This window comes from Streptomyces sp. NBC_00237, from assembly GCF_026342435.1.
Classification (GTDB): Bacteria; Actinomycetota; Actinomycetes; order Streptomycetales; family Streptomycetaceae; genus Streptomyces.
The window spans coordinates 497,796-524,401 of record NZ_JAPEMT010000005.1; the positions used below are offsets into that span (position 1 = coordinate 497,796).

General features: G+C 72.8%; 22 protein-coding genes and 1 pseudogene. 9 read left to right on the forward strand and 14 right to left on the reverse strand.

Annotated elements, in window-relative coordinates; genetic code table 11:
- Window positions 1–1,071 (forward strand): thiolase domain-containing protein, encoded by a 1,071-nt coding sequence (locus tag OG897_RS38005; RefSeq protein ID WP_266664513.1) that lies wholly within the window; start codon window positions 1–3, stop codon window positions 1,069–1,071.
- Window positions 1,068–2,270, forward strand: a complete 1,203-nt coding sequence (locus OG897_RS38010) for a thiolase domain-containing protein (protein WP_266664515.1) — start codon at window positions 1,068–1,070, stop codon at window positions 2,268–2,270. Before OG897_RS38005 ends, OG897_RS38010 begins: the two co-directional genes overlap by 4 nt.
- A gap of 72 nt (window positions 2,271–2,342) precedes the next feature.
- Here the strand turns inward: OG897_RS38010 and OG897_RS38015 are convergent, their stop codons facing one another.
- A complete protein-coding gene (locus OG897_RS38015; protein ID WP_266664517.1) occupies window positions 2,343–2,639 on the reverse strand; it encodes a hypothetical protein in 297 nt (98 codons plus the stop codon).
- Window positions 2,640–2,936: 297 nt separating this feature from the next.
- Here OG897_RS38015 and OG897_RS38020 point away from each other — a divergent pair, with 297 nt between their 5' ends.
- Together OG897_RS38020 and OG897_RS38025 are read left to right on the forward strand one after the other, a co-directional pair.
- The gene (locus OG897_RS38020) at window positions 2,937–3,359 is read left to right on the forward strand and encodes a thiol-disulfide oxidoreductase DCC family protein (RefSeq protein WP_266664519.1); all 423 of its coding nucleotides are present in this window, start codon (window positions 2,937–2,939) and stop codon (window positions 3,357–3,359) included.
- 47 nt (window positions 3,360–3,406) lie between these two features.
- On the forward strand, window positions 3,407–3,643 hold the full coding sequence (locus tag OG897_RS38025) for a DUF397 domain-containing protein (protein ID WP_266664521.1): 237 nt from the start codon (window positions 3,407–3,409) through the stop codon (window positions 3,641–3,643).
- Between the two features lie 14 nt (window positions 3,644–3,657).
- Here the strand turns inward: OG897_RS38025 and OG897_RS38030 are convergent, their stop codons facing one another.
- The 7 genes and pseudogenes from OG897_RS38030 to pelF form a co-directional block, all read right to left on the reverse strand.
- Window positions 3,658–4,500: an endo alpha-1,4 polygalactosaminidase gene (locus OG897_RS38030; RefSeq protein ID WP_266664625.1), complete on the reverse strand. Its 843-nt coding sequence runs from the start codon at window positions 4,498–4,500 to the stop codon at window positions 3,658–3,660.
- 209 nt (window positions 4,501–4,709) lie between these two features.
- Window positions 4,710–5,372 carry a spherulation-specific family 4 protein gene (locus OG897_RS38035; protein ID WP_266664522.1) on the reverse strand — a complete coding sequence of 221 codons (663 nt, stop codon included), beginning with the start codon at window positions 5,370–5,372 and terminating at the stop codon, window positions 4,710–4,712.
- 332 nt (window positions 5,373–5,704) lie between these two features.
- Window positions 5,705–6,589: pseudogene (locus OG897_RS38040) on the reverse strand (NAD-dependent epimerase/dehydratase family protein); the annotation flags it as partial.
- Between the two features lie 6 nt (window positions 6,590–6,595).
- Window positions 6,596–7,309: a sugar phosphate nucleotidyltransferase gene (locus tag OG897_RS38045; RefSeq protein ID WP_266664524.1), complete on the reverse strand. Its 714-nt coding sequence runs from the start codon at window positions 7,307–7,309 to the stop codon at window positions 6,596–6,598.
- An 86-nt stretch (window positions 7,310–7,395) separates the two neighbouring features.
- Complete coding sequence (locus tag OG897_RS38050) at window positions 7,396–8,397, reverse strand: SDR family NAD(P)-dependent oxidoreductase (protein WP_266664525.1); 1,002 nt, start codon at window positions 8,395–8,397, stop codon at window positions 7,396–7,398.
- 102 nt (window positions 8,398–8,499) lie between these two features.
- The gene (locus tag OG897_RS38055; protein WP_266664526.1) at window positions 8,500–9,897 is read right to left on the reverse strand and encodes a hypothetical protein; all 1,398 of its coding nucleotides are present in this window, start codon (window positions 9,895–9,897) and stop codon (window positions 8,500–8,502) included.
- Window positions 9,894–11,414 (reverse strand): GT4 family glycosyltransferase PelF, encoded by a 1,521-nt coding sequence (gene pelF, locus OG897_RS38060; protein WP_266664527.1) that lies wholly within the window; start codon window positions 11,412–11,414, stop codon window positions 9,894–9,896. Before pelF ends, OG897_RS38055 begins: the two co-directional genes overlap by 4 nt.
- Before the next feature lie 703 nt (window positions 11,415–12,117).
- On the opposite strand from pelF, the gene OG897_RS38065 reads away from it, so the two are divergent.
- The 3 genes from OG897_RS38065 to OG897_RS38075 all read left to right on the forward strand — a co-directional run bounded on the left by OG897_RS38065 (window position 12,118) and on the right by OG897_RS38075 (window position 16,526).
- Entirely contained in the window at window positions 12,118–14,898 is a 2,781-nt protein-coding gene (locus OG897_RS38065) for an AAA family ATPase (protein ID WP_266664528.1), read from the forward strand.
- A gap of 260 nt (window positions 14,899–15,158) precedes the next feature.
- Window positions 15,159–15,965: an alpha/beta fold hydrolase gene (locus tag OG897_RS38070; RefSeq protein ID WP_266664530.1), complete on the forward strand. Its 807-nt coding sequence runs from the start codon at window positions 15,159–15,161 to the stop codon at window positions 15,963–15,965.
- Window positions 15,966–16,028: 63 nt separating this feature from the next.
- Complete coding sequence (locus tag OG897_RS38075; RefSeq protein WP_266664532.1) at window positions 16,029–16,526, forward strand: hypothetical protein; 498 nt, start codon at window positions 16,029–16,031, stop codon at window positions 16,524–16,526.
- A gap of 14 nt (window positions 16,527–16,540) precedes the next feature.
- Here OG897_RS38075 and OG897_RS38080 read toward each other — a convergent pair whose 3' ends face one another.
- The 3 genes from OG897_RS38080 to OG897_RS38090 form a co-directional block, all read right to left on the reverse strand.
- Window positions 16,541–18,295 (reverse strand): N-acetylmuramoyl-L-alanine amidase, encoded by a 1,755-nt coding sequence (locus tag OG897_RS38080; RefSeq protein WP_266664627.1) that lies wholly within the window; start codon window positions 18,293–18,295, stop codon window positions 16,541–16,543.
- Window positions 18,296–18,672: 377 nt separating this feature from the next.
- Entirely contained in the window at window positions 18,673–18,936 is a 264-nt protein-coding gene (locus OG897_RS38085) for a GlsB/YeaQ/YmgE family stress response membrane protein (protein ID WP_266664534.1), read from the reverse strand.
- Between the two features lie 278 nt (window positions 18,937–19,214).
- The gene (locus OG897_RS38090; protein WP_266664536.1) at window positions 19,215–20,336 is read right to left on the reverse strand and encodes an aminoglycoside phosphotransferase family protein; all 1,122 of its coding nucleotides are present in this window, start codon (window positions 20,334–20,336) and stop codon (window positions 19,215–19,217) included.
- A 232-nt stretch (window positions 20,337–20,568) separates the two neighbouring features.
- Between OG897_RS38090 and OG897_RS38095 the strand changes: the two genes are divergently transcribed.
- On the forward strand, window positions 20,569–22,065 hold the full coding sequence (locus OG897_RS38095; protein ID WP_266664538.1) for a hypothetical protein: 1,497 nt from the start codon (window positions 20,569–20,571) through the stop codon (window positions 22,063–22,065).
- A gap of 94 nt (window positions 22,066–22,159) precedes the next feature.
- Here OG897_RS38095 and OG897_RS38100 read toward each other — a convergent pair whose 3' ends face one another.
- Together OG897_RS38100 and OG897_RS38105 are read right to left on the reverse strand one after the other, a co-directional pair.
- A complete protein-coding gene (locus OG897_RS38100; RefSeq protein WP_266664540.1) occupies window positions 22,160–23,638 on the reverse strand; it encodes a PP2C family protein-serine/threonine phosphatase in 1,479 nt (492 codons plus the stop codon).
- 168 nt (window positions 23,639–23,806) lie between these two features.
- Window positions 23,807–25,057 (reverse strand): glycosyltransferase family 87 protein, encoded by a 1,251-nt coding sequence (locus OG897_RS38105; protein ID WP_266664542.1) that lies wholly within the window; start codon window positions 25,055–25,057, stop codon window positions 23,807–23,809.
- 140 nt (window positions 25,058–25,197) lie between these two features.
- On the opposite strand from OG897_RS38105, the gene OG897_RS38110 reads away from it, so the two are divergent.
- Entirely contained in the window at window positions 25,198–25,365 is a 168-nt protein-coding gene (locus OG897_RS38110) for a hypothetical protein (RefSeq protein ID WP_266664544.1), read from the forward strand.
- A gap of 92 nt (window positions 25,366–25,457) precedes the next feature.
- Here the strand turns inward: OG897_RS38110 and OG897_RS38115 are convergent, their stop codons facing one another.
- The gene (locus OG897_RS38115) at window positions 25,458–26,531 is read right to left on the reverse strand and encodes a glutamate--cysteine ligase (RefSeq protein WP_266664546.1); all 1,074 of its coding nucleotides are present in this window, start codon (window positions 26,529–26,531) and stop codon (window positions 25,458–25,460) included.
- Window positions 26,532–26,606 lie beyond the last annotated feature (75 nt).

Here is a 26,606-nt window from a genome sequence, read left to right on the forward strand (position 1 = left end):
ATGCCGCCGACCCCTGCTCGGCCGGTGCGCGACGTCGCCGTGGTCGCCTTCGCGCAGACCGACCACCGCCGCCGCACCGACGAACTGTCCGAAGTCGAGATGCTGATGCCCGTCCTGCACCAGGTCCTCGACGAGACCGGCCTCAGGACCAGCGACATCGGGTTCACCTGCTCCGGCTCCAGCGACTACCTCGCGGGCCGCGCGTTCTCCTTCACCATGGCCCTCGACGGCGTCGGCGCCTGGCCGCCGATCTCGGAGTCGCACGTCGAGATGGACGGGGCCTGGGCCCTGTACGAGGCATGGGTGAAGATCCTCACCGGGGAGGCCGACACCGCACTCGTCTACGCGTACGGCAAGTCCTCGCCCGGCTCGGTCCGCGACGTCCTGACCCGCCAGCTCGACCCCTACTACCTGGCCCCCCTCTGGCCCGACTCGGTCTCGCTCGCCGCCCTCCAGGCGCAGGCCCTCATCGACGCGGGCGACACTGACGAACGCGCCCTCGCCTCGGTCGCGTCCCGCAGCAGGGCCGACGCCCGGGCCAACGCGCATGCCCAGGTCAAGGGCGAGGTCCCGTCGGGCGACTACCTCGTCCACCCCCTCCGCACCACCGACTGCCCTCCCGTCAGCGACGGAGCCGCCGCCGTCATCCTTGCCGCAGGCGACCGGGCCCGAGAGCTCTGCTCCCGCCCCGCCTGGATACGCGGCATCGACCACCGCATCGAGGCCCACAGCCTCGGCGTCCGCGACCTCACCGACTCACCGTCCACCCGGCTCGCCGCCGAACGCGCGGGAGCGTACGAAGTGCGCCTCGACACAGCGGAGTTGCACGCCCCGTTCACGTCCCAGGAAGTCGTCCTGCGCAAGGCACTCGGCCTCGGCGACGACATCACGGTCAACCCGTCCGGCGGGGCGCTCGCCGCCAACCCGATCATGGCCGCCGGTCTCCTCCGCATCGGGGAGGCGGCGGCCCGCATCCACCGGGGCGAGTCCGACGCGGCCCTGGCCCACGCCACCTCGGGCCCGTGCCTCCAGCAGAACCTCGTAGCCGTCCTGGAAGGAGACCCCCGGTGAGCACCCCACGCGCCAGCCGCACCAGCCGCACCAGCCACAAAGAACCCGTCGCGGTCGTCGGCATCGGCCAGACCGCCCACGTCTCCGCCCGACACGACGTCTCGATCGCCGGGCTCGTCCGGGAGGCGGCCCAACGTGCCCTGCTCGACGCCGAGTTGACCTGGCAGGACATCGACGCCGTCGTCATCGGCAAGGCCCCCGACTTCTTCGAGGGCGTCATGATGCCGGAGCTCTACCTCGCCGACGCACTCGGCGCGGTCGGCAAACCCATGCTCCGCGTCCACACCGCGGGCTCCGTCGGCGGCTCGACGGCACTCGTCGCAGCCAACCTCATCGCCGCCCGCGTCCACGGCACGGTCCTCACCCTCGCCTTCGAGAAGCAGTCCGAGTCCAACGCCATGTGGGGCCTCTCCCTCCCCGTCCCCTTCCAGCAACCCCTCCTCGCGGGCGCCGGCGGCTTCTTCGCCCCGCACGTCCGCGCGTACATGCGCCGCACCGGGGCCCCCGACCACATCGGTTCCCTCGTCGCCTACAAGGACCGCCGCAACGCCCTCAAAAACCCGTACGCCCACCTCAAGGACCCCACCCTCACCCTGGAGAAGGTCCAGTCCTCGCCCATGCTCTGGGACCCCATCCGCTACTCCGAGACCTGCCCCTCGTCCGACGGCGCCTGCGCCATGATCCTCACCGACCGCACCGGTGCCGCCCGTTCCCCGCACCCGCCCGCCTGGGTCCACGCCGGGGCGATGCGCAGCGAACCCACCCTCTTCGCGGGCAAGGACTTCGTCTCCCCGCAGGCGGGCAAGGACTGCGCAGCCGACGTCTACCACCAGGCCGGAATCACCGACCCGCGCCGCCAGATCGACGCCGTCGAGATGTACGTCCCCTTCTCCTGGTACGAACCCATGTGGCTCGAAAACCTGGGCTTCGCAGGAGAGGGCGAAGGCTGGAAACTCACCGCATCAGGCGTCACCGAACTCGACGGCGACCTCCCCGTGAACCCCTCCGGCGGCGTCCTGTCCAGCAACCCCATCGGCGCCTCCGGCATGATCCGCTTCGCCGAGGCCGCCCTCCAGGTACGCGGCCGGGCCGGCGCCCACCAGATCCCCGACGCCCGCACGGCCCTCGGCCACGCCTACGGAGGCGGCTCCCAGTTCTTCGCCATGTGGGTGGTGGGGGCGGACCGGCCGGGCGGGTGACGAGCGTGGCCCGCCGAGAGGGCGGCGAGGCGGACCCGCAGCCGCTTCGGCCGGAAGGAGCCGTGGGCGTCCCTACTGCCACACGATCGGACCTGGGACGACGGCTTCCGCAGCCGTGACCGCCTCCGCCAGGGTGTCAAACCCTGGCGAGTCCGGCCAGAACCAACGATCCGTCTCGGACCAACCCGGCTGATGCCTCACATAGTAGAGATGGCCCTCCGAGTTGAGTTCCGGGGTTTCCCCCGGCTCCAGATCGCCCTCTGCCTCGGCGATACCGAACCAGAAGTCGTAGTCCAGCATGACCACGAGCACCGTTGTGGGCACAGCGTTGTCATACAGCCACACGCCTGTTGCCACGACCGACTCCATGCACGCGAGCCTAGGGCCTGCCCGGCGGATCCTGTCGCGGTCGCGTTCCCTGGCGCGCCCTCCCCCAAGGTCTTGAGGACCAGGGGGCCCCTGCGGCGTTGTCGTCAAACTTCCCCAAGCTCCCGGCTTCGCTCCAGCAGGGGAGACGCCACCCCCGCCAGTGCAAGCTCGCCGCGCAGATCCACCGAGCCGGGCGCGCGAGCCGTGGGCAGGCTGCTCAGCGAGCTGACGGACATCGACGTGAAGGGCCGCCGGGCGAAGGGCCGTCGGCTGAAGGGCGCGCGGCATGATGGGGGCATGCCGAACCAACCTGTGCTCGTGTACGACGGGGACTGCGCCTTCTGCACCACCTCCGTGCAGTTCGCCGAGCGACGACTGCGGCCCCGGTGCGCGAGCGTTCCCTGGCAGTTCGCCGATCTCGAAGCTCTCGGCGTCACCCGACAGCGGGCCGAGCACGAGGTGTTGTGGGTAACCCCGGCCGGGGCCGTGCACGGTGGGGCGCAGGCCGTCGCGAAAGTTCTCCTGAGCGCGGGGCGGGGGTGGGCCGTCCTGGGGGCGCTGCTCACCCTGCCTCTCGTACGGCTGCTCGCGCACGGCAGCTACCGGCTCGTCGCGAACAACCGCGAGCGGATGCCCGGCGGCACACCGGCCTGCGCCCTGCCGCCGGGCCCCCGGCCGAGGGGGGAGCGGCCGTCGGACCCTGTCCGTCGTACGGCGTGATGGCTAGTGTTGCTGGCGGACGACGACGATGTGAGGGGAGTGCGACGGTGGCGACGAGTACGCAACAGGAACTGGTGGGGCGGGCGAGGCCGGAGCTCGATCTCAGCGCGGCGGACTGGCAGTCCGGCAGCAAGGGGGCGGGGGACGTGCAGATCGCCTTCGTGGAAGGGTTCATCGCGATGCGCAACGCGGCGAACCCCGTGGGGTCCTCCGTCATCTTCGACCCGGCGCAGTGGCGGGCCTTCGTGGTCAACGCCAGGGCCGGGGCCTTCGATCTGACCTGACCCGCGAACGAGCGTCAGCAGGGCCTGCGCCAAGGGTCCAGACCCAGGTTCTTGCGCATCGAGGACAGACCGAGCCGCCGGGAGTCCGCGCAGAACTCGCCGTTGGGCAAGGCGTATTCCACATGGAAGACCGCCTTGCCCGCGGTGATGAAGGGACGGAGCCGTGCGCACTCGTCGAACTCCGCGCACTCCTCGTTGACCGCGAAGTCGAAATGACGGACGAGCTGCGGGATCTGTTCCAGGTCGTTCTTGAGGCCGACGGCCAGACCGCGTTCGTGAGCCAGGGAAGCGAGCAGCTTGTTGTACGTGAGCTGGTGAGCGGCGGTGAGGGGGAAGCCGGTGTCGTTGAGGTAGGCGTCCATCAGGTCCGGTTCGACCGCGTCGAAGCCCTTCTTCTTGCACATGTCGAAGCGGCGCTCCATGAGCGGGCGCAGTACGTCGATCCGGCGGATGTCCAGCCAGCGCTCGCCCTCCCACCCGTTCGGGCCGCCGAGGACCGACCTCGGGAAGTCGCCCTTGTCGGGGCGGAAGTCCTCCCACGCACCGGCGTTGACGTAGCAGATCACCTTGCGGCCGTCGGCGTGCAGCCGCGCCACGTCGGCCGCGCTGTTCACGAATCCGTCGATGTCGTAGACGGGTACGTCGGTACGGGGATCGACCCGGCCGTCCAGTTGCCACTGCCACGCGGTCCCGGGGCGGGGCTGCCAGATGCCCCGGGCGGCGGGGCGGGTGGTGGCGCCCTTCCGGGGTGGCGGTGAGGAGGAAGGCGGGCGGGACGTGCCGCCCGATGTCGTGGGGGTGGGAGAGGCGGTGGGGGAGGGCTGCGGGGTGGGGCGGGACGGCGGGGGCGAGCCCACGGCCTGCGGGCGTGGGGCCGGGGCGTCGGCACGGTCCTGCGACGGGTCCGGCGACGACGTGCATCCGGCGACCGCGAGCAGTACGAGGAGCGCCAGCGGCAGGGCCGGGTGGGCCCGCTTCCGTACGCGGGTGACGGCGTGCGTCGGGTGGGCGGGGCAGGAGGCCCCGGGAGCCCTCAGGGGCGGAGTGCCTCGGCGCGGCAGGGGTCTCATGACGGGTGCTCCAGAAGTTCGGGCGGCAGCGCCGACCAGGGGTTGGGGAGTTCGCCGCCGACCGCGCAGCACACCGCCGCGCCCCGCGTGCGCGCGGTGCGGGCCGCGACCTGGGACATGGCGCGCGGTACCCCGTACACCAGGTGGCAGAAGAGTTCCGGGGGGTGGCGCAGGGTCCAGCGGGGGCGGTCGAAGAGCGTGACGTAACTCGTCCAGTGCCCCTCGAACGTGACGATCAGGTCGGCGATGCGGGCGTAGCCGGGTGCGGGGTGCACCCCCGGGTTGAGGACCACGGTCCGCGCGCCGGTGCGGCGCGCGGACCGGACGGTTCTGCGGCAGCGGGCCAGCGCCGAACGCTCCGAGGGGGCCCGGTCGAAGAACCAGCCGTCGACACCGAACCACGCCACGTGCCGGGCCAGGTCGGCGGCGATCTCGGGGGCCGGGCGCTCGCCGTAGTCCAGGTCGACGTACCCCAGGACGGGCACCCCCGCCGCGCGCAGGTCGGCGGCGGCGGAGGCGAACGCGGGATCGGGCAGCTCGCCCGGCCCGTCGGCGGCGTTGAGCACCACGCCGTGGACCTGGTCGCCGGCGCGGGCGGCGAGCCGCCACGCCTGAGGGTCCACGGCGGGGTGCGCGTACAGCGGCAGCAGGATGCTCACCGCGGTGCGTCCGGGCGGGGAGCGCGGGACGCGGTGCCGGTGCGGGACCCCCGGGGGTGCGCGTCGGCGGCCGGCCCGGCACCGGGCCTCGGTCTCGGAGCGTGGGCCTGCGGGTGCTGGCCGGTGCCGGGCCGGGGGCGCACAGGGGATGCGCCTGCGGCCTCGGGACCGGAGCGCGGGCCCGGGAGGGGGTCGGGCAGCGGGTCGGAGAGCGGGTCGGAGAGCGGTGCCGGGGCGGCCGTGCCGATGGTCCGCGCGCCGCGTACCCTCGGCCCGTCCGCCCGTTCCGTCGTCTCCCCGGCCGGGGTCCACGCCGCCCCTCCTGACCCGGAGCGCACCGCCTCCCACAGTGCCAGCGCCGCGTCCTCCAGCCCGTAACGGGGGCGCCAGCCCAGTGCGCTGCCCGTCGTGGAGATGTCCGAGCACTGCCAGGACACCTCGGCGGACCGCGTCGAGCGCTGCGTGCCCTCCTCGACCCGGCCGAGGAAGCCCGAGAGCCGGACCAGTTCGTGGAGCAGGTCCCGGGCCGGGCGGGCGCGTCCGCCGGACACGTTGAGGACGGGGGGAAGCGGCCCGGACGCCGTCGCGGCCAGGGCCACGGCCTCGGCCACGTCCCGTACGTCGACGAAGTCGCGGTACGCGGAGAGGTCGCCGATGGGGATCACCGCGTCCGGGTCCGTGCCCGCCGCCAGGAGTTCGCGGGCGAGGCGGCCCGGGAGTCCCGTCGGCGGTGCGCCGGGGCCCACCGGGTTGCCTACCCGGAGCACCACCGCGTCCAGGCCCGAGGTGGCGACGGCCACCGTCCCGGCGAGCTTGGTCGCGCCGTACGCACCCGCCGGGCGGGTCGGGTCGGCCTCGGACACCCGGATGCCGTGGGACGTGGGACCGTACTCGGCGGCGGAACCCAGGTGGATCAGCCGGGTACGGGGCGCGGCCCGGTGGAGCGCCGCCGCCAGGACGGCCGGGCCGCGGGCGTTGACCTCGGCGAGCGTGACCGCGTCGCCGCCCACCGCTCCCGCGCAGTTCACGACCACGTCGGGCCGCAACTCCCGTAAAGCCTCGGCGAGTTCGTGGACGTCGGCCGAGCCGAGGTCCACCCGCAACGCGGCCTGCGGGCCCCGGCCGCCGGAGAGGACCAGGACGTCCGCGAGGGACTCCAGCCGCTCCACGGTGTGGCGGCCCAGATAGCCGGTCGCTCCCAGTACGAGTACGCGCATCGGTTCTCAGGCTCCCTTGAGCAGCAGCGAACGGTGCGTCGTGAACTCCGCGTTCGCCCGGTCGTAGTCGTCGGGGCGGCCGATGTCGAGCCAGTAGCCGTCGAACGCGTAGGCGTGCGGGGGAGTGCCGTCCCGGAGGAGGTCCAGGACGAGTTCGTCGAAGCCGAGGGGGAGGCCCGGAGTGTAGGGCGCGAGGGTGTCGCGGGAGACCCCGTACACGCCCATCGACACCCGGTAGTCCATGCTCGGCTTCTCCGTGAAGGCCACCACCTTGCTCTCGTCGGTGGTCAACACCCCGAAATCGATGCGTACTTGGCGGGCGTACGTGGCGATGGTCAGCGGGGCGTCCGAGGCGCGGTGGCAGGCCAGCACGTCCGCGTAGTCGAGGTCGGTGAGGATGTCGCCGTTCATCACGAGGAACGACTCGGGGAGCTGCTCGCGCAGGTTGAGCAGTGGTCCGATGGTGCCCAGCGGGCTCTCCTCGGTGGCGTAGTCGACCTTCAGACCCCAGCGCTCGCCGTCCCCGACGTACGCGCGGATGATGTGCCCGAGGTGGCCGATCGCGAGGGTGACGCTGGTGAATCCGGCGGACGACAGCTGGCGCAGCACGATCTCCAGGATGGCGTGCTGGTCGCCGATCGGGACGAGCGGCTTGGGCAGGGCCGTGGTGTACGGCCGCAGCCGGACGCCCTTGCCTCCGGCGAGTATCACAGCGTGCATGGTGGCCTCCCTTGGTGGAGCGGTTGGAACGCGGAACCGGCAAGGTAATGAGTGCTGTGCGGAGTTGGGCTGGTGGTGACGGAAAGTCAGATGTTGTAGATGTCCGTCTTGTAGCGGGCCAGGTTCGCCGGGTCGCGGAAGAACTCCACGGTCGCGGCGAGCCCCTGTTCCAGGTCGTGCCCCGGTGTCCACCCCGTCGCGGCGGTCAGCCGGGAAGCGTCCGCGACCAGGCGCATCACCTCGGAGTTCGCGGGCCGGATGCGCTGCTCGTCCTCACGCACGTCGAGGTCGCTCTCCATCACCTTGCCGATCAGACGCACCAGGTCGCCGACCGAGATCTCGCCGCCGGTGCCCGCGTTGAAGGTGCGGCCCACCACGTCCTCGGCGGGTGCGGTGCCGACCGACAGGAATGCCTGCGCGGTGTCCTTGACGAAGGTGAAGTCGCGGGTGGGGCGCAGGTCGCCCAGGGTGATCGTGCGGGAGCCCGCCGCGACCTGGCCGATGACGGTCGGGATGACCGCCCGCATGGACTGCCGGGGGCCGAAGGTGTTGAAGGGGCGCAGCGTGACGACCGGTGTGGCGAAGCTGGCGTAGTAGCTGTCGGCGAGCCGGTCGCCGCCCGCCTTCGAAGCCGCGTACGGGGACTGTGTGTTGATCGGGTGGTCCTCGGTGATCGGCACCGTCTGCGCCGTGCCGTACGTCTCACTGGTGGAGGTGTGGACGAGGCGTGGAGTGCCCAACGCCCGTACGGCTTCCAGGACGTTGAGGGTGCCGGTGACGTTGGTGTCCACATAGCTGTGCGGGGCCTGGTAGGAGTACGGGATCGCGATGAGCGCCGCCAGGTGGTACACGGCCTGAGCCCCCTCGGCCAGGGCCCGTACCGAACCCGGGTCGCGTACGTCGCCGAGGACGATCTCGACCTGGTCCAGGACGTCAGGGGAGAGGGTTTCCAGCCAGCCGTACGAGGAGAAGGAGTTGTACTGCGCCATGGCGCGCACCCGGAACCCGGCGGCCACCAGGGCCTCGGTCAGGTGGGAGCCGATGAAGCCCTCGGCCCCGGTGACGGCGGCGAGCGGTGAGGTGGTCAACTGGGCGTTCCTTAGAGGTAGTTGCGGAAGGGGCGGGATTCGCCCCGAAGGAGGCGCCCGGGGTCTGGGGGCGCCGGAGAGGTTCAGGAGGCGTCGGGCGGCTCAGACGTGCGCCGTCGGACGCCCGAGCAGATGCAGTGCGCAGCCCAGCAGGGCGAGGGCCGCGACACCGCAGCACAGCAGCGGTACGAGAGGGTCCGCCGGGGGCAGCAGGAAGGCGGCCCCCGCCACCCCTGCCGCCGCGCACAGCGTCAGTGCCGCCGGAAGCCAGGCGATGCCGAACGCCTGGAGGAGCAGCGCCGTCCACAGCACCGCCGCCAGCGCGAGGAGCGACGCGGTCCCGCCCCCGGTGAAGTGCGCGGCCGGGACGAGCGGCAGCAGGTAGACGCCCAGGCAGCCGCCCAGGACACCGGCCGACCTGAGCCGGAACCCCGCGGGCGTCGTCGCCCTGCGCAGCACGGCGACCGACAGCCCCCGGTAGCGGTACAGCAGCCACTCGGCCGGCCCCATGCTGAGGGTCAGGACGACCACGGCCCACGGGTGCTGGAGCCCGGCGCACATCACCAGCACGCCCGCCCCCAGGCCGAAGAGCCCGTACGGCAGGGACTCCGCCACCCCCGGCCGGACGGCACCGGGCGCCGGGTCCTCCCGTACCGCAGCACCGATCGCCCGCCAGGCCGTCGCCACCGCCAGCACGACGGTCAGCACGGGGAGGCCGCCCCGCACCCACGGGCCCGGCTCGACCCACGGCAGCAGCGCCGCACCCGCCATGACCGGCACCAGCGCGCCGAGGAGCAAGCGCTCCTCGGCGAACACCAGCAGCACTCCGGCCGCCGCCAGATACACCGACTGCCCCACGGCGAAGAGCGCGGCCGGGGTGGGCCCGGCCAGGACCGCAGCCGCCCCCGACGCCAGCAGCGCGCCCGCCGGGGCCCCGTACAGCAGCGTCCTTCCGGCTTCGTGGCGCCCCGAAGCGAGCCGCAGGTACGCCCGGTGCGCGAGCCCCTGGCTCCACGCCCAGGACACCAGGCCCGCCACGATCAGCGCGGCCACCGCACCCTCGGAGAACCACAGCCCGGACGTCAGCGGATAGGCGAGACCCGGCAGCCCGAACAGCGCCCCGCGCAGAGCGCACCGGAGGTGGTCGGGCGCCCACGGGTCGGCGGCCGCCGGTGGTTCGGGGAAGTCGCGCGGCACCCGGGTGTAGAGGTCCTCGGCCAGCGAGAAGAGGTTCTCGTGGCCGTACCTCGTGGTGATCGCCTCACCGGTCAGGCCCTCCGACTCCAGCAGGGCCGCGACCTCGTACGGGTGCACGGCGGGCCCGATCCGGTCGGCGAGCCGGGCCGCCAACTCGTCCACCGCGTCGTCGGCGCGCACCCGGCGGCCCGCGCCGATGCGCGGCAGCCGCAGCGCCCCGTCGATCGGCGAGGGGGAGGCGAGGCGCAGGGTGAGCGTGTCGTCCGCACGGCGGGCGTCCTTCAGGGGCAGCGGGCCGCTCATCCGGCCACCTGCCGCAACTGGACCGTCTCCGCATGCAGGTGACGACCCGTCATGTCCAGGGTCCGGCCGGTCGGGGTGCCGGTGGCCAGGTCGACGTAGATCTCCCGGAAGGTGTCCACGGTCTGCCGCAGCGTGAACTGCTCGATCACCCGCAGCCGCGCCGCCTCGCCCATCGCCGCCCGACGGGCCGGGGCCCGCAGCAGCTCCAGGGCGGCCGCCGCCATCGCCGACGGATCGCGCGGCGGTACCACGAGCCCCGCGTCGCCGACCGCCTCGCGCACCCCGCCCACGTCCGTCGACACGGTGGCCCGCCCGCACGACATGGCCTCGATCAGGGTGAACGGGAAGCCCTCGCTGATGCTGGACAGCATCACGACGTTGCCGGCCGCGTACGCGTCCTTGATGTCGTCGACCCGTCCCTCGAAGGTCACCGCGTCGCCGTGTCCGAGCTCAGCGGCGAGGGCCTCGCAGCGCTCCCGGTACGCCTCGCCGCCGCGCGGCGTGCCGCCGAACAGTCGCAGCACGGCGTTCGGAAGCTGTGCCCGCACCTCGGCGAACGCACGGATCAGGGTCTCCAGGTCCTTGATCGGGTCGACCCGGCCCGCCCAGCTCAGGGTGGGTCTTTCGGGTTCGGGCCCGGCGGGCGGGAAGGCGGCGGGATCGACGCCGTTGTAGACGGTGCGTATCAACTCCGGTGGTGCGCCGCCCTGTTCCTCCCACAGTCGGTTGTACCGGTTGCCGGGGGTGATCAACGCGGCCTTGCGGTACGTCTCTTCGGCGAGCAGCCGGAAGAACCCGAGCAGCACCGCCTTGACCGGCCAGCGGTACGGAGCGGTCCGGTAGCCGAGGTAGCGCTCGCGCAGGTACACCCCGTGCTCGGTCAACAGCAGCGGTACGCCGTGGAGCTGGAGCGCGGCGAGTCCGGGCAGGACCGCCACCCCGCCGCTGACGGCGTGCGAGACGCCGGTGCGCGGCGGGGGAGCGGAGAGCGGGCGCAGCGCGTGCTCCAGGAGCCCGGTGGCGGTCACCGCGTCGTGCACGGTCGGAGCTGCCTCGCGGACCGCGAGCCCCGGCCGGTTCCACACCTCCGTCAGCACCCGGACCGCCGCTTCGCCGCGCAGCGCCGGGCTGAGCAGCCCGTCCCGGGCGGCGTGCGCCATCTCGTACAGGGCGGGCGCGAACCCGTCCTCGGCGCCCGGGTCGAGCAGTGCGGTCAGGAAGCGTTCGTACGCGGCCGTCAGCCGTCGGCGCCGACGGCCGCGCGGCTCCGCACCGGCCGGGGCGGGACCCCACATGGGCACGGAGAGGACGTCGCGGACGTGACCGGGCAGCTCCCAGGCCAGGGGCTCCCGGCCGGTGCCGGTGACCGCGACGACGTCGAACTCCACGTCCGGCATGCCGGTGACGAGTTGATCGCACCAGACGCTCACGCCGCCGTGGCTGTGGGGATAGGTGCCCTCGGTGAGGAGGGTGACGCGCACGGCACCGGAGTGCGGCGTGCGGTGTGGATCGTGCATCGATGCGCTCCACGGCAAGAAGGGTCAAGAAGGGTGCGGAAGAGACGAGGGCGGCGGGCCGGGCGGCGTACGCACCCTCGGCGGTGCGTGGTCAGCGCTGGACGACCGGGGGCGGAACCGGACAGGTGACGCGTCGGCGGGCGCGGTCGGGTCGAACTCCGGCGCCCGCCGTGTGGGCAAGCCGGGTCGCGGCGGGCCGCGCGTCGGCGGGAGTGCCCCCGCGCCCCGCGAACGATGACGTCTGACTCCGCTTCATGCGGTGTGCTTCCCTCCCGAACGAGGCGTACGGCGGTGACGCCGGGCGGCCCCCCACCCCCAAGGCGGCAGCGGCTCCCGCAGGGGTGCCGCTGTCGCGCTCTGTTGAAACACATATTCGGGCCTGAGTGCAGCATTTGTGTGCCTGATGTGAAACCTGACGAAAAATAGTGGGTGCTGATCACAGGGGAGGGCCCTGATCCTGTGAAGTGCGTGTGAAGCCTGACGCGACATCAGGCCAACTCGCCCGCTCCGCCGAGTCCTCGCCCCACCCCCTTCTCCGGCCGTTCCGCCTGCGGTTGATCCGCCCGCACCCCCCTCGGCCAGGCCGGGCGGCATATGCTGAGGTCCTTCGGCTCCGCACGCCGGTGCCGCCGTGCGCCGGGCGCGGAGCGGGAGTTGGGTGGGGGGCGACATGTCGCGTGGTTCCGGCGTACCCGGGCGCCGAATGTTCGAGCGCGAGAGTGAACTGGCCGCAGTGGACGAGGCGTTGCGCGCCCTCACGGGCCCGCGCGGGAGTGACACCGTCGGCCCTGACACCGCCGGCCCGGACGCCGTCGGCCCGCACGAACCGCCGCGCGGCGGACTCCTCGCCGTCGCGGGGCCCGCGGGCCTCGGCAAGACGACCCTGCTCGCCGAGACCCGGCGCCGCGCCGCCGCCCTCGGCTGCACCGTCCTGTCCGCACGCGGCGGCGACCAGGAGCAGGCCGTCGCCTTCCACGTCGCCCGCCAGCTCCTCCAGCCCCAGCTCGCCGGGGAGTCCGACGCCGCACTCCGCTCCCGGCTGGGCAGTTGGTACGACATCGTCGCCCCCGCCCTCGGGCTGTGCACCGCCACCCGGGGCGCACCGCCCGACCCCCAGGGCCTCCGCGACGGACTCGACTGGGTCCTCACCCACCTCGCCGTCCGGCGCGCACCCCTGGTCGTCGTCGTGGACGACGCGCACTGGGCCGACCCCGAGTCGCTGAGCTGGCTCGCCGCGTTCGCCCCACGCGTCGAAGACCTCCCCATGCTCCTGGTCGTCGCCTACCGCCCCGACGAACTCCCCCACCACGCACACCAGTTGAGTACGCTCCCCGGCCGCGCCGGACACCGCCCGCTCGGCCTCGCCCCGCTCACGGGACCGGCCACCGCACGCCTGGTCCGCGCCACCCTCGGCAGGCACGCCGACGACGCCTTCTGCCGCGCCTGCTGGGACGTCACCGGCGGCAACCCCTTCGAGACCGTCGAACTCCTCGCCAAGGCCCACGCGCGCACACTCCCGCCCACCGCCGCCAGCGTCCACCTGGTCCCCGGCATCGCCGCCGCCGTCAAGGGCAGCGGCCTCGTCGCCCGCCTGGAACGCCTGGGCGCCGCCACCGTCCGCTTCGCCTGGGCCTGCGCCGTCCTCGGCACCGAGATATCCCCCGGCCTGGCCGGCAACCTCGCCGGACTCGGCACCGAGGCCGCGGCCGACGCGGTCGACCGCCTGCGCGAGGCCCGCGTCCTCGCCGTACCGCACACCCGCGACGACGGCGCGGGAGACCCGGACGCGCCCCTGGAGTTCGTGCACCCGCTGATCGCCACCGCCATCTACCGGGCCATACCGGATGCCTTCCGGGTCGCCCTGCACGGACAGGCCGCCTGGTGCGTCGTCGACGCCGGACTCGGCTCGGCCGCCGCCGCCCGCCACCTCCTGGAGACCCACCCGGAGGCCGACCCCTGGACGGTCCACCACCTGCGCGCGGCCGCCCGTGAAACGCTCCGCGCCGGAGCCCCCGACGCGGCCCGCCGGGCCCTCGCCCGAGCACTCCGCGAACCCCCACTGACGGAGGAACGAGCAGCGGTCCTCTACGAGTTGGGCTGCGCGTCGCTCCTCACCGAACCCGCCACCACCGTCAACCACCTCCGCGCCGCCCTCGAAGAGCCGATCGCCGACCCCGCCCTCCGGCAGGGCATCGTCTACCGGCTCTCCCAGGTGCTCGCCCACAGCGACCGCCTCGCCGAAGCCGGTGAACTCCTCGCCCACGAGGCCCGCACCGCCACCGACGCCCGCACCCGGCTCCGTATGCAGGCGGAGAAGTTCATGTGGGACGCCTTCCGGGCCGACGAACCGGACTCACCGGCCCGCTCCCGCCGCCTGGCCCGCCTCGCCGACCGCCTGACCGGCCGCGACGTCACCGAGCGGTACATCATCGGGCTGCGCGCCTGGGACGCCACCCTGCGCGGCGAGGACTCAAGCATCCCCGTCCGCCACGCCGAACGGGCCCTGGAAGGCGGCCTGAGCTGGGCCGACGACAGCAGGGGCTTCGAAGTCCCGGTGCTCTCCGCCCTGGTCTTCATGTACGCCGACCGCCCCGGCCGCGCCGAAGAGCTCTTCGCGCCCGGCATCGCCGAGTTCGAGAGGCAGGGCTGGCGCGGCGCGCACCTCTCCTTCGCGTACACCCTCCTCGGGTACATACGGCTGCGCCGGGGCCGCCTGGCCGAGGCCGAGGACCTCGTCCGCGCCGGAGTGCGCCTCGCCGAACGCACGGGCGTCCGCACCCCCGTCCAGTGGTACGGGCTCGGCGCGCTCGTCGAGGTCCTGCTCGCCCGGGGCAAGGTCGAGGAGGCCACGGAGGTCGCGGAACGGCACGGCCTGCGGGAACCGTTCCCGGCGGCGGTGACCTTCCCCGACGCGCAGACGGTGTACGGCCAACTGCTCCTGGCGCGGGGACTCCCGAAGGAGGCGGCGGCCGAACTGGCCGCAGTGGGACGCCGGTTGGAGCCGCGCGGCATCCGCAACCCCGGCTGGTGCCCCTGGATGCTGCACCTCGCGCGTGCCGAGGCGCACGACGCGCCCCAGCGGGCCCGGGCCACCGCGCAGGAGGCGGTCGCCCGTGCCCGGCAGACCGGTACGCCCTCGGTCATCGGCCAGGCGCTGCGCGTCCAGGCGGAGGTGGCCGATGCCCCGGCCGAACGGGTCAAGCTCCTGGAGGAGTCGGTGGCGTGCCTCGAAGCGTCCCCGGCCGCCTACGAACTCACCTGCTCGCTCTTCGCCCTGGGCCGCGAACTGCGCCGGACGGCGCGGACGGAGGAAGCGGCGGATCACCTGTACCGGGCCCTTGAGGGGGCACTCCAGTGCCACGCCGACGGCCTCGCGGAGGCCGCCCGCGAGGAACTGTCCGCCGCGGGCCTTCGCCCGCGCCGCCCACAGGACACACTCAGCCCGACCGCACGGGAGCGGACAGCGGCGACCCTCGTCGACTAGGGCCCTTGCGAAGGCGCGTCCATGGGCGGAGGTAAAGGCGGGCGGCCCCGCCGCCCAAGGGGGCTAGGCGGAAGCGGAGGGGGCTGGGCCCGCCGCCGAAGGCGGGACGGGTGTCGGGCGGGCCAGGGAACCAGTACCGTCCGGCACCAGACAGCCCAGCCCCACTCCGCCCAGCCCCACCCCGCCCGCGCCCAGCACCGGCGCACCCGGCAGAACCCCACCCCGCCCGCGCCCGAGCGATTCGCGAAGGAGCCCCCCCCATGACCCACTTCCTCCTGGTCCCCGGCGGCTACACCGGAGCCTGGATCTGGCGCGACACCGCCCACCACCTCCGGGAGCGGGGCCACCACCCCCACCCCCTCACCCTCACCGGCCTCGGCGACCGCCGTCACCTCGCGACCCCCTCGACCACCCTCGCCACCCACGTCGCGGACGTCCTCCAGGCCCTCGACCACCTCGACCCCGCCGACCCCTCCGAGCCGACCGTCCTCGTCGGTCACAGCTACGGCATCCACCCCGCCGTCGGCGCCGCCCTCCGCCGCCCCGGACGCATCGACCGGCTGGTCTTCCTCGACGCGGCCATGCCCGCCCACGGCCTCTCCGTGATCGACGCCAACCCCGACCCCACCTACCGCACCCGCCTGCGCGAGCGCGCGGAAAGCCTCGACGGCTGGCGGCTCCCGGTCCCCGCCCTGCACGACACCCAGCTCTGGGGCTCCCTCGCCGAGGTTTCCGAACCCGACCTCAAGCGGATGGAACAGCTCGCCGCCCCCCAGCCCCTCGCCACCCTCGAACAACCACTGGACCTTCCCGCCGACACCCCCTGGCCCCCCTTCAGTGCCGTCTTCTGCACGCGCGGCGGCTTCGCGTCCACCGCCGCGATCCAGGCACTCGTCGCCACCGGAGACCCCCGCTTCCACCGGCTCGCCGACCCCACAGCGGGCTACTTCGACCTCGACACCGGCCACTACCCGATGCTGTCGCGCCCCGCGGAACTCGCCGACGTACTGATCCGCGCGGCCGCAGGCGAGGGACACCGGCTGCACACGGGGCCGCAGCAGCCCTGAGGGGCGGCCGGGGACGGGCCTACCGCTTGAACACCGCCCGCCCCGGCCACGTACCATGTCCGCATGTCCTTCCTCCGCCGCCGCCCCTCCGCCACGCCCACGGGGCCGGATTTCGACGTCCTCGCGATGGACCCGGGCGACTGGCCGGGCAACCTCGGCGCCGGACTGCTGCCCGCCCCCGACGGCACGTGCCAGGGCGTCTTCCTGCGCTACGACCTGTTCGGCGGGCGCGGCCCCTCGATGGTCATCGGGAACCTGCCCGAAGGAGCCCCGGCCCGCGAGCTCGGCGAGGGCCAGGTCCCCTTCGAGGTCGCACAGCTCCTCCTCGCGCTGGAGAACGACGAGGAGGTCGAGGTCGTCAGCACCGAGGACGTCCCCGTCATGCAGGGCGACAACCTGCTGATCGTGCGCCGCCTCAAGCTCTCCGAGAGCCGGATCTCCTGCGTGCAGTTCGACCGCAGCGACAACGTCCTCGTCACGATCGCCAGTTGGGACCGGCCGATCACCGACGACCTGTACGCGCTGCTGAAGCCGCTGCCCGCCGAGATGTTCCAGGGCTGACCGGCCCCACCCGCTCAGTCGCCCAGCACCCGCACGTCCGACTCCTTCACGTACCCGATCCGGTGCCCGTACTGGATCTCGTAGTACTCCTCCGTGCCCCGGACCACTCGCCCCGGCTTCCCGTAGTCCTTCGCGTAGAAGTACTCGCCGGGCACACGTTCCCCGACGACGTACCGCTGACCTGCCAGAACGCGGTACGTCAGCGGGACGACCGGCTGTACGGGCACGTCCGCCGGGTACGCGGACGCCTCCGGATAGGCCCTGCCGTACACCGGCACCGACTCCAGCCCCTCCCGCGCGGTGAGCAGCCGGCCCTCCGTGTTCACCGCGGTCGGCCGCTCCGCCGGATTGTGGAACCAGACCTTCTGGCCGAGGTACCAGATCGCCGTCCACTCCCCGCGCCGCTCCGCCACCGCGAAGCTCTGGCCGGTGGAGGCACGGGCCCCCGTGTCGTTGACGCCGGTCGTCGAGTCCGTGCCCCGCCCGATGTCCCTGACCAGCGGAGCCGCCGCGTCCGGCGCGGTGTGCAGCCGGACCGCGCCCGACGCGTGCTCAGGGCACGGCTCGGCGGGCTTCTTCCCGCAACCGGTGTACGGCGGGCGGTGCGCCGCGTACGGGGGGCGCACGGTCACCACCGCGCTGTCCGGCCCCGCCGTCGGCACGAAGGGCTTGCCCAGCAGCTCGAAGTAGTGCGCCCAGTCCCAGTACGGACCGGGGTCGGTGTGCATGCCGCGCACCGCCTCCGGGGTCCCTCCGGGCACGTTGTCGTGGCCGATGACGTGCTGCCGGTCGAGCGGGATGTCGTACTTCGCCGCCAGGTACCGGGTGAGCCGGGCCGACGACCGGTACATGGCCTCGGTGTACCAGGCGTCCGGTGCGGTCAGGATCCCCTCGTGCTCCAGGCCGACCGACTTGGCGTTCGTGTACCAGTTCCCGGCGTGCCAGGCGACGTCCTTCAGCGGTACGTGCTGGGCGACGTGCCCGTCAAAGGAGCGCAGGGTGTACTGCCAGGAGACGTAGTCGGGCTTCTGGACGAGCCGCAGCGCGGTCTTCCAGGACCCCTCCGTGTCGTGCACGACGATGTAGTCGACACTGGCGTCACGGTCGCGGTCAGCCAGGTCGTGATTGCCGTAGTCCCCGTCCGACGACCCGTCAAGTTTCTTGTACGGGGCGGGAATCCACTCGCAGGAGACGGAGAGCGGACACTCCACGGGACCGGTGTGCGGCGCGCCCCCGGCGCCGGCGAAAGAGGCGGCGTTACGGTCCGCGTCCACCGGTGCGGCCAGTGCCACGCGCTGTCCGTCGTCGTTCGTACGGTGCTGACCCGCCCGCATCACCGCGTACACCTCGTCCGTGTATGTCCGGGCCGCCGAGGGCTCCTGTGCCCCGGAGAACAGGGCGATCGCCTCACGCCAGCGGGCCGGATCGGCGCTCGGGGCCCGCCCCACGTGCCGCTGCGCGGCGGCGAGGAGCGCGGCTCCGCCCCGTACGTTGGCGGCCGGATCGCTGCGCAGCTCCGCCACGGACAGCCCGGTGAGACCTGCCGCCTGCGCCAACATGCCCGCCCCGGCGGCGAGTTGGGGCGAGGTCGTCCGCTCGTCCGTCAGATGCATCGGGCCGTAACCTCCCCCCACGCTCGGCGCACCCGCGTGCGAGTCCCAGCGCGACTGGAGGTACGAGACGGCCAGCAGGACGTCCGCCGGAACGCGGTACCGGGCGGCGGCAGCGGCGAACACGCGTTGCAACGCGTCGGCCTCGGGCGCGGCCACCGGCCGAGCCTCCCCGACGGGGGCGGAGACGGGAAGGGGTGCGGGGACGTCGGCCGAGGCCGCGAGCGGAGTGAGGGTGAGCAGGAGGGCGGCGGCGGTCGCGACGCCCCCCGTCCTGGTGGCGGAAAGGTGCAAGGCGTCCTCCGGTGGCAGGTCAGCGGGCGGCGGAACCGCTCATGATGCCGACCGCAGACCCCCGAACGGCGCAGGCCCGCCCCGGCCGCGCCGCGTGGCGACGGACCGGGGACGGGCCTCCTGCTCGTCGATTCACCTGCTGGGCAAGGGGATGCACGTGCCCACCGGGGTGTTCCTTCGGACTGGCGTACGCCACCTGATCGGACGATACGACGACAGTCCTGGCCCCCTCCCGAGGGGGATCAGCCCTTGCGCCCCGCGACCACGCGGTAGAGGGCCAGCACGATCACCGAACCGATGACCGCCGCGACCCACGTCGACAGGGAGAAGAAGCCGTTGATCGACTCGACCCCGAAGATCACCTTGCCGAGCCAGCCGCCCAGCAGACCGCCCACGATGCCGATCAGCATGGTCACCAGGCAGCCGCCCGGGTCCTTGCCCGGCATCAGGGCCTTGGCGATGGCTCCGGCGAGCAGCCCGATCAGAATCCACGCGATGATGCCCACAGTGTTCCTACCTCCGTACGAAAAGAGCTCCGGTGTCCGACCGGAGCTCTTCCCTGCTTTCCCCGTACCGGCGGCCGAAACGCACCATCACCGGCAAAGTCGCACGTTCGACGCAGAAAGGGCCGAAGGTCCCCCATGCAACAGGACCTCCGACCCGCAGCCACCCGTACCCGGCACACGGACAGCGCGGAGGGCAGCGCCCGCGCCCAGGCACTGCCCTCCGCCCTTCCCCTCCACCGCCGCCCCGCCCCGACCGCACCGGTCCGGGTCTCAGGGGCTCAGCGGGTGCCCACCGCCGCACGCACCGCACGTCGGGTCAGCGCGCAGTCGTCGTGCAGCCTGCGCAGCAGCAGCCGCTGCTCCTCGCCCGGGGAGATTCCCGAGCCGCCGAGCACGCCTGCCGGAGGGGCCTCGCGCATCGTGCGCTGCACCTTCGCCTCGTAGTTGCGGACCTCCCGCGTCGTCACGAGCATCAGATTCACCAGGAACGCGTCCCGGGCCGCCGTGCCCGCCGCCTGCGCCAGCTGGCTGATCTGACGGCGTGCCACCGGGGAGGCGTCGCCGAGGACCATCCAGAGGGTCGCCAGGTCGTACCCCGGCAGATACCAGCCCGCATGCTCCCAATCGACCAGCACTGGACCGGCCGGCGAGAGGATCATGTTGGAGAGCAGGGCATCGCCGTGGCAGAACTGCCAGGGGAGCGAGGACCGGGAGATGCCGTGCAGCAGTTTCTGCAGGTCACCCAGGTCGCGGTCGGTGAACAGGCCCAGCGCGTGGTACTCGGTGAGCCGCCTGCCGTAGTCGAGGGGCTGGCCGAACATCTCGCTCGGCGGCCGCCAGTGGTTGAGCTTGTCGATCGCGCCGAGGGCGGCCCGGACGTCGGCACGCGGGGGAGCCTCTGCCGGGTGTCGCGTCAGGGCCGCCGCCCGGCCCGGCAACCGTTCGATCACCAGTGTGCAGTTGTCGGGGTCCGCGGAGATCAGCCGGGGCACCCGCACCGGTGGACGGTGCCGGACGAAGGCGCGATAGACAGCTATCTCGTGCCGGAACCGCTCGGCGGACCGGTCGGACTGGTCGAGTAAACACTTCGCGACCGCGGTCGTACGGCCTACCGTGCCGACGAGCAGGACGGAACGCCTGCTGCGGCGCAGTACCTGCACCGGATGGAACTCCGGGCAGATCCGGTGCACCGAGGCGAGAGCTGACCGCAGTTGCGCGCCCTGGGGGCCGGACAAGTCGAGTCTCCCGCTGAGCGGTTGGGATCCGGGCCCTGCCGCACGCCGCGCCCGCCCGGTGCCCGCCGCTGCGGCGTGGTGCGGATCGAGATACGGTCCACTGCCCGTCACCAGCGGACGGTGCGGCCGGGGCGGGGCGGACACGGAGGACGGTGCTGTGTACATGGGGGTACAGGTCCCTTCGTGTGCCGACGAGTTGCGTGCGCCACCCGCCCCGGCGGACGGTCCGCACCCTGGGGAGTGCGAGCCGGCTGCCGGGCCGGGGTGGCGCTCTCTTACCTAAGACCCGCCCGCGGGTGGCACACCATCTGGCGCACCCTGGCGAACCCTGGCGAATAGTCGCGACGCATATCGCGGCGCGTTAATGTCAAGTCAGCCGAGAACCTGGGGGCTTGACGTGAGCGGTGAACCCAACACCCGCCTGAACGACCTGTTCGGACTGACCGGATGGTCCAAGGGCGAACTCGCGAGAATGGTGAACCGGAAGGCGGCGGCCATGGGCCACCCCCAACTGGCCACCGACACTTCGCGGGTCAGGCGCTGGATCGACATGGGGGAGTCCCCCCGCGATCCCGTACCAAGGGTGCTGGAAGCCCTGTTCACCGAGCGGCTCGGCCGTGTCGTGACCATCGAGGACCTCGGGTTCACTCGCCATGGCCGCACGGGACGACGACGGGCCCCGGGCAAGACCGAGCACCCCGACGGCGTGCCGTGGACGTCCGAGCAACTGGCCGAGATCCTCTCCGAATTCACGGGAATGGACCTCATGCTCAACCGACGCGGCCTGGTGGGCGCGGGCGCCGCGCTCGCCGCCGGCTCCGCACTGACCAGCGCCATGTACGACTGGCTGCACACCGATCCGAAGCTCGCGGCCGACGGGCCGCGCATCAACGACCCCCTGCACGTGGAACGCGCCGGGTACGACCTGTACGAAGCGGCCCCGGTGGGGGCGGACGAGATCACCGCACTGGAGCGCTCGGTCGACGTCTTCCGCGCCTGGGACGCCTCACGTGGCGGCGGTCTCCAGCGCAAGGCGGTCGTCGGCCAGCTCAACGAGGTGGGCGGCATGCTCGCCTACCGTCAACCCGCTCATCTGCAAAGGAGGTTGTGGGGAGTGGCGGCCAACCTGGCGGTCCTCGCCGGGTGGATGTCGCACGACGTCGGCCTGGAACCCACCGCGCAGAAGTACTTCGTCATCGCCGCGCACGCGGCCCGCGAGGGGGGAGACCGCCCGCGCGCCGGCGAAGCGTTGTCCCGGGCCGCCCGGCAGATGGTGCACCTCGGCAAGCCCGACGACGCACTGGACCTGATGAAGCTCGCCACGTCCGGCTCCGGCGAACAGGCCCTGCCCCGCACGCGCGCCATGCTGCACACCATCGAAGCCTGGGCGCAGGCTTCCATGGGGCAGGGCCAGGCGATGCGGCGCACCCTCGGCGAGGCCGAGGAACTGTTCGTCTCCGACGACGGCAGGACACCGCCGCCGAGCTGGATGCAGATGTTCGACGAGGCGGACCTGCACGGCATGCAGGCGCTGGCGTTCCGTACGCTCGCCGAGCACGAACCGGCGGCGGCGGTCATCGCCCAGCGGCACGCCAGGCTCGCCCTGGAGCTGCGCCCCGAAGGACGTCAGCGCTCCAAGCTCTTCGACCACATCTCGATGGCCTCGGCCTGCTTCATCGGCAACGACCCCGACCAGGCCGACCGGTACGCCCGGCTCGCCCTGAACTCGATGGGGGAGACCTCCTCGCACCGCACCTGGGACCGGCTGCGCAGCATGTACCGGCTCACCTCGCAGTACGCGGACTACCCCATGATCGACGACCTGCGCAAGGAACTGGAGCGTGTGATGCCGAAGAAGGCGAACGGGACCAGGGGGGCGGGGACGGCCGTCTAGCGGCCCGTCCGACTCACTCACCTCACTCACCGCAACGAGCCGATCCCGTACCGAGGTACGGCGAGCGACTGCGGCCGACGGCTGCGACGGACTGCTACGCGCCGACCCTGGCGATCAGCACACAGGCGTCTTCCTCGCGCTCCGTCTCGCCGAACTCCTCCAGCACCAGCCGCACGCACTCGCGTGCACTGTGGGCGCCGGCGAACCGGGAGGCGAGGGACAGCAGCCTGCTCCGGCACTCGTCGTCCGTCGCGCTGCGCCGGGACAGTCCGTCCGTGTGGAGGAGCAGCAGGTCACCAGCCCGGAGGGTCACTTCGGCCTGCTCGTACGCGGCACCGCTCGCCGCACCGAGCAGTCCGAGCAGGGCACCGCGCGGCGGGGTCAGCGGCTGTCCCCGGCCGTCGCGGAACAGCAGCGGGGCGGGATGTCCGGCCTGCGCCCAGGTGAGGAGGCGGGTCGCGGGATCGTACTGACAGCACACGGCGCTGCCGGGAGAGGGATGCGGGGAGGTGGTTTCCAGGAGCTGGTTGAGATGGCCCATCAGGGCCCCCGGCCGCACTCCGGCGAACGCCATGCCGCGCAGCGCGCCCAGCAGCATCGCCATGGAGGAGGTGGCCGTCACGCCGTGACCCGTGAGCCCGCCGACGGTCAACAGTCGCTGCCCGTCCGGGAGTTCCAACGCGTCGTACCAGTCGCCGCCAACCAGTTCGCCGCTCGCGGAAGGGAGGTAGTACGCGGCGAGGTCGAGCGCGTCCCCCGCCGGGAGCGGCGGCGAGGCGCCGCGCCAGGCGGGCAGGACCGCTTCCTGGAGCTGTACGGCGACGGTGCGCTCGGCCTGCGCGAGTCGTCGGGCGTGCTGGAGGGAGTCCACGTTCTCCCGCACCGTGCGCTGGGTGCGGCGCAGGGCGCTCACGTCGCGCAGTACCGCCCACATCGAGGCGGTGCAGCCGTCGGCGTCGAGAACGGGCTCGCCCATCATGTGCAGCGTGCGGACGGCGCCGTCGCCGTGCCGGACGATGCGGAACTCGCCGTCGATCGGCTTCCCGTCGACCAGGCAGTCGGTGACCATCGCCGTCAGCAGGGCCTGGTCGTCGGCCGGCAGCAGGGAGGGCAGTTCGTCCAGCGAGAGCGGGCCGTCCGCGCGGGTGCGCCCGAAGATCTCGTACAGCTCGTCCGACCAGCTGACCTCGTCGGTCAGGAGGTTCCACTCGGCGCTTCCGACCCGGGAGAGGAGCGGCACCCGGGCGCCGCCGCCCACGGCTTCGCCACCGGATGCGGCCCCTCGGCCGGCGCGTACCTCCGGATGCTCGGCGGGGGGGAACGAGACGGACGGCAGTCCGTCCTTCAGCTGCCCCAAGTGGACGCCCAGGTCGTCGAGTTGGCTGACCGCCAGATCGCACAGGGAACGCTGCCAGCGCAGCTGCGCGTCGTCGTCACCGAGGTCGAGAGGGGTTTCCCTGCGGACCGCGTCCATGTCCCCGCGCAGCCGACGGGTCTGCGTGATCAGTGCGTCGACCATGCCCCGCTCGGGAGGCTGCGGCGCGGAGCGATCCGCGAACAGGGGGGACGGCATGGCGTACTCCGATACAGGCAGCGGCCGAAGCGATCAGTACGAGACGGTCTGCGGGAAGTCGACCGTTAAGACTTTCGCACAGGGGCAGGGGGCCCGTAAGCGGTTTGGCAACACTCGATCCGGTGGTGCCTCTGGTATATGCCAAAGGCCCTCCGCTGCACCCGTACGTCAGCGCCCCACGCGCCCCGCCCGCCACAGCCGTACGGCCGACAGCCCCGCCGCGACGACCAGCAGCCCATCTCGTACGAACAGGTTGGCGATCGCCACGGGATCGGCGTCGTCCCTCAACTCCCGGTACAGCAAAGGGAATCCAAGCGTCGTGAACAGACACGCCGCCAGAATCAGCCACACCACGGGCCGCTGCGAGGTCTCCCGCCGCAACAGACACACAGCGGCCAGACCGACCAGCCAGATGAGGTACTGCGGACTGATCACCCGGCTCGTCACGACGAACAGCAGTACGGCGGTGAGTGCCGCGTCCGGCAGCATCCAGGGCGCGGACCGCTCCGACCGCAGCCGCCAGTACACGAGCCACCCGAGCGCCAGCACGGTCAGCCCCTGCATGACCAGCGACACCGTCTCCACCCCCGGCCCCACGAACTCGTGCGAGCCGTCCTTCGCCTTCCACGTCCCGCTCCACCCGAGGTGCCGGGCGACGTGGAAGGGCAGCGCCCCCACCGACTCGATCTGGATCCCCCGGGACTTCTGCGCCGTGAGGAACGACAGCGAGTGCGGCATGGTGAGCGCGAACCCGCCGAGCAGCACGACTCCCGCGACGGCCGCCGCGATCCACGCCTGTCGGGTACGCCGCCCGCGCTCGGTACCCACGAGCAGCAGCGCCGGCCACACCTTGACCAGCGCTCCCAGCGCGACCAGCGCCCCGAAGGCACGGTCCGCCCACACCCGTTGCGAGGCGGCGACGGCGAGGGCCGCCATCGCGACGGCCGTGACCTGGAGGTCGAACCGGTTCCACGGCACGGTCGACAGCACGGCCAGCGCGACGGCCCACAACCAGGCCGCCCCCGCCGACCGCCCCCGGCGCACCGCAAGCCACACCAGCCCCGCCATCACCAGGGCGTCCGTCACGGCGGCCGTCACGATGAACGCGAGCCCGTAGTCCATGGCGGGCAGCAGCCCCGGTGCGAGGATCGGCAGGGCCGCCCCCGGCGGGTACTGCCAGCTGACGTCGTGCGCGGGGAACGCCCCCGACGACAGCACCTCGAACCATCCTCGGTACACGCGGTCGACGGACGGGTCGAGGGTGCCGTCGCCGTCCAGGGGCGGCAGCTTGAGCGCGGCAGGGACGAGCCAGAGGCGGGTGAGCCCCCAGACGAGGAGGGCGGCCCAGGGGGAGCGGAGGGCGCGGAAGCGGGGGGAGGGGGTGGCGACCGTCACGGTGCCGGAGCTGCTGCGGGGCATCCCCGCACTCTACGAGGCGGGGCGCGAGCCCAGAACGGCAGGTCAGGCGGCAGATGCATGGTCGGGGCCGAGTCGGGTACGCGGCGCCGTGTTCATCCCTTTCCCCTTGTCTCCTTGTCTCCGCACGAAAGGACCTCCCCATGGAAGACCGCCGTCAGGACGGTCCCGAGGAACAGCCCCCGGGAATCCCGCGCGACCTCCCGGACCAGCAGGCCACGCCGGACGACGATCCGAGGGCGGCGGTGGACGGGCCGGGGCTGGAGGACGCGGACTCCGACGACCGCTCGGTGGAGGAGCCGTCGGGCTGACCGCAGAGGGAGGGGAGCCTGACAACAGAGGGAGGGGAGCGCAGCGGCGGCCCCGCTGTCCGGGGGTGAGCGGGGCTCGCCCGGGGCGAGGGTCAGGCCACGGTGCGGCGGGCGCATTCTTCGACCACGCCCCTCAGGCTCCCCGTCCTCCGCAGAAGCTCCCGCTGCACGTGCGCCCCGTTCCCCCTCTCCAGCAACACCTCCAGGTGCTCCTTGACCAGCTCCATGTCCCCGCTGTCCCGCAGCGCCTCCGACACGTGCGTCAGCAGCGCCCGTACGACCGTCTCCGCCGATGCCGGCGTCAGGGTCGACGGATCGACCAGCTCCCCGCACAGCCCCGACCGTGCCGCCCGCCACGACGCCAGCCGCAGCAGCCCGACACCCGTGTCGTCCGCCGGGCCGCCCTCGGCCCACTCCCGGGCGGCCGTCTCCACCAGCGCCCGCACCAGCGCCGCGATGAGCACGGTGTCGTCCGCCTCCAGGCAGACGTCCGGCACGCGCACCTCCACCGTCGGGTAGTGCCGCGACAGCCGGGCGTCGAAATAGATCATGCCCTCGTCGAGCAGGGTCCCCGTGGCCAGCATCCCCTGCACCAGCCGGTGGTAGTTCTCGGCGGACCCGAAGTGCTCGGTGGCCCCCGTGGACGGCCACCGCCCCCACACCCGGCTCCGGTAGGAGGCGTACCGGGTGTCCCTGCCCTGCCAGTACGGCGAGTTCGCGCTCAGTGCCACGAGCGCGGGCAGCCACGGCTGTATCCGGTCGAGCACGGCCACCCCCTCCTCGTCGGAGTCCACGGACACGTGCACATGGCAGCCGCACGTCAGCTGCTCCAGCGCGGTCAGCCCGAACTCCTCCTCCAGCCGCCGGTAGCGGTCCCCGGAGTTGATGGACGGGTTCACCGGGAGAGGGGACGTGGCGAGCGCCGCGAGTTCCGCTCCCGCCCGTCGCGCACCGGCCGCCGCCTCCCCGCGCCAGCGCCGTACCTCCTCGGCCAGCCCTTCGATGGTGGTGCGCGGCCGGGTCGCGATCTCCAACTGCTCGCGGTGCAGTTCCTTCTCCAGCGTGGAGCCGTCGGGCAGCGCGGCCAGGACGACCCCGGACACCGCCCTCGGCGTCCCGTCGCTGTCGACCAGTAACAGTTCCTCTTCCACTCCCACACTGCGCACGGGTGGCCCCCCTCGGGCTCGGTGATCTTCGTGGACGTACGTCGATCTACGTGGTGGCGGAGCGAGTGCCCTCTT

Bases quoted from the DNA above. Each gene is read 5' to 3' on its own strand.
- OG897_RS38065 (WP_266664528.1), top strand. From the start codon at position 12,118: ATGTTCGAGCGCGAGAGTGAACTGGCCGCAGTGGACGAGGCGTTGCGC.
- OG897_RS38015 (WP_266664517.1), bottom strand. From the start codon at position 2,639: ATGGAGTCGGTCGTGGCAACAGGCGTGTGGCTGTATGACAACGCTGTG.
- OG897_RS38075 (WP_266664532.1), top strand. From the start codon at position 16,029: ATGTCCTTCCTCCGCCGCCGCCCCTCCGCCACGCCCACGGGGCCGGAT.
- pelF (WP_266664527.1), bottom strand. From the start codon at position 11,414: ATGCACGATCCACACCGCACGCCGCACTCCGGTGCCGTGCGCGTCACC.
- OG897_RS38100 (WP_266664540.1), bottom strand. From the start codon at position 23,638: ATGCCGTCCCCCCTGTTCGCGGATCGCTCCGCGCCGCAGCCTCCCGAG.
- OG897_RS38105 (WP_266664542.1), bottom strand. From the start codon at position 25,057: ATGCCCCGCAGCAGCTCCGGCACCGTGACGGTCGCCACCCCCTCCCCC.
- OG897_RS38110 (WP_266664544.1), top strand. From the start codon at position 25,198: ATGGAAGACCGCCGTCAGGACGGTCCCGAGGAACAGCCCCCGGGAATC.
- OG897_RS38070 (WP_266664530.1), top strand. From the start codon at position 15,159: ATGACCCACTTCCTCCTGGTCCCCGGCGGCTACACCGGAGCCTGGATC.
- OG897_RS38055 (WP_266664526.1), bottom strand. From the start codon at position 9,897: ATGAGCGGCCCGCTGCCCCTGAAGGACGCCCGCCGTGCGGACGACACG.
- OG897_RS38020 (WP_266664519.1), top strand. From the start codon at position 2,937: ATGCCGAACCAACCTGTGCTCGTGTACGACGGGGACTGCGCCTTCTGC.
- OG897_RS38005 (WP_266664513.1), top strand. From the start codon at position 1: ATGCCGCCGACCCCTGCTCGGCCGGTGCGCGACGTCGCCGTGGTCGCC.
- OG897_RS38045 (WP_266664524.1), bottom strand. From the start codon at position 7,309: ATGCACGCTGTGATACTCGCCGGAGGCAAGGGCGTCCGGCTGCGGCCG.
- OG897_RS38090 (WP_266664536.1), bottom strand. From the start codon at position 20,336: ATGTACACAGCACCGTCCTCCGTGTCCGCCCCGCCCCGGCCGCACCGT.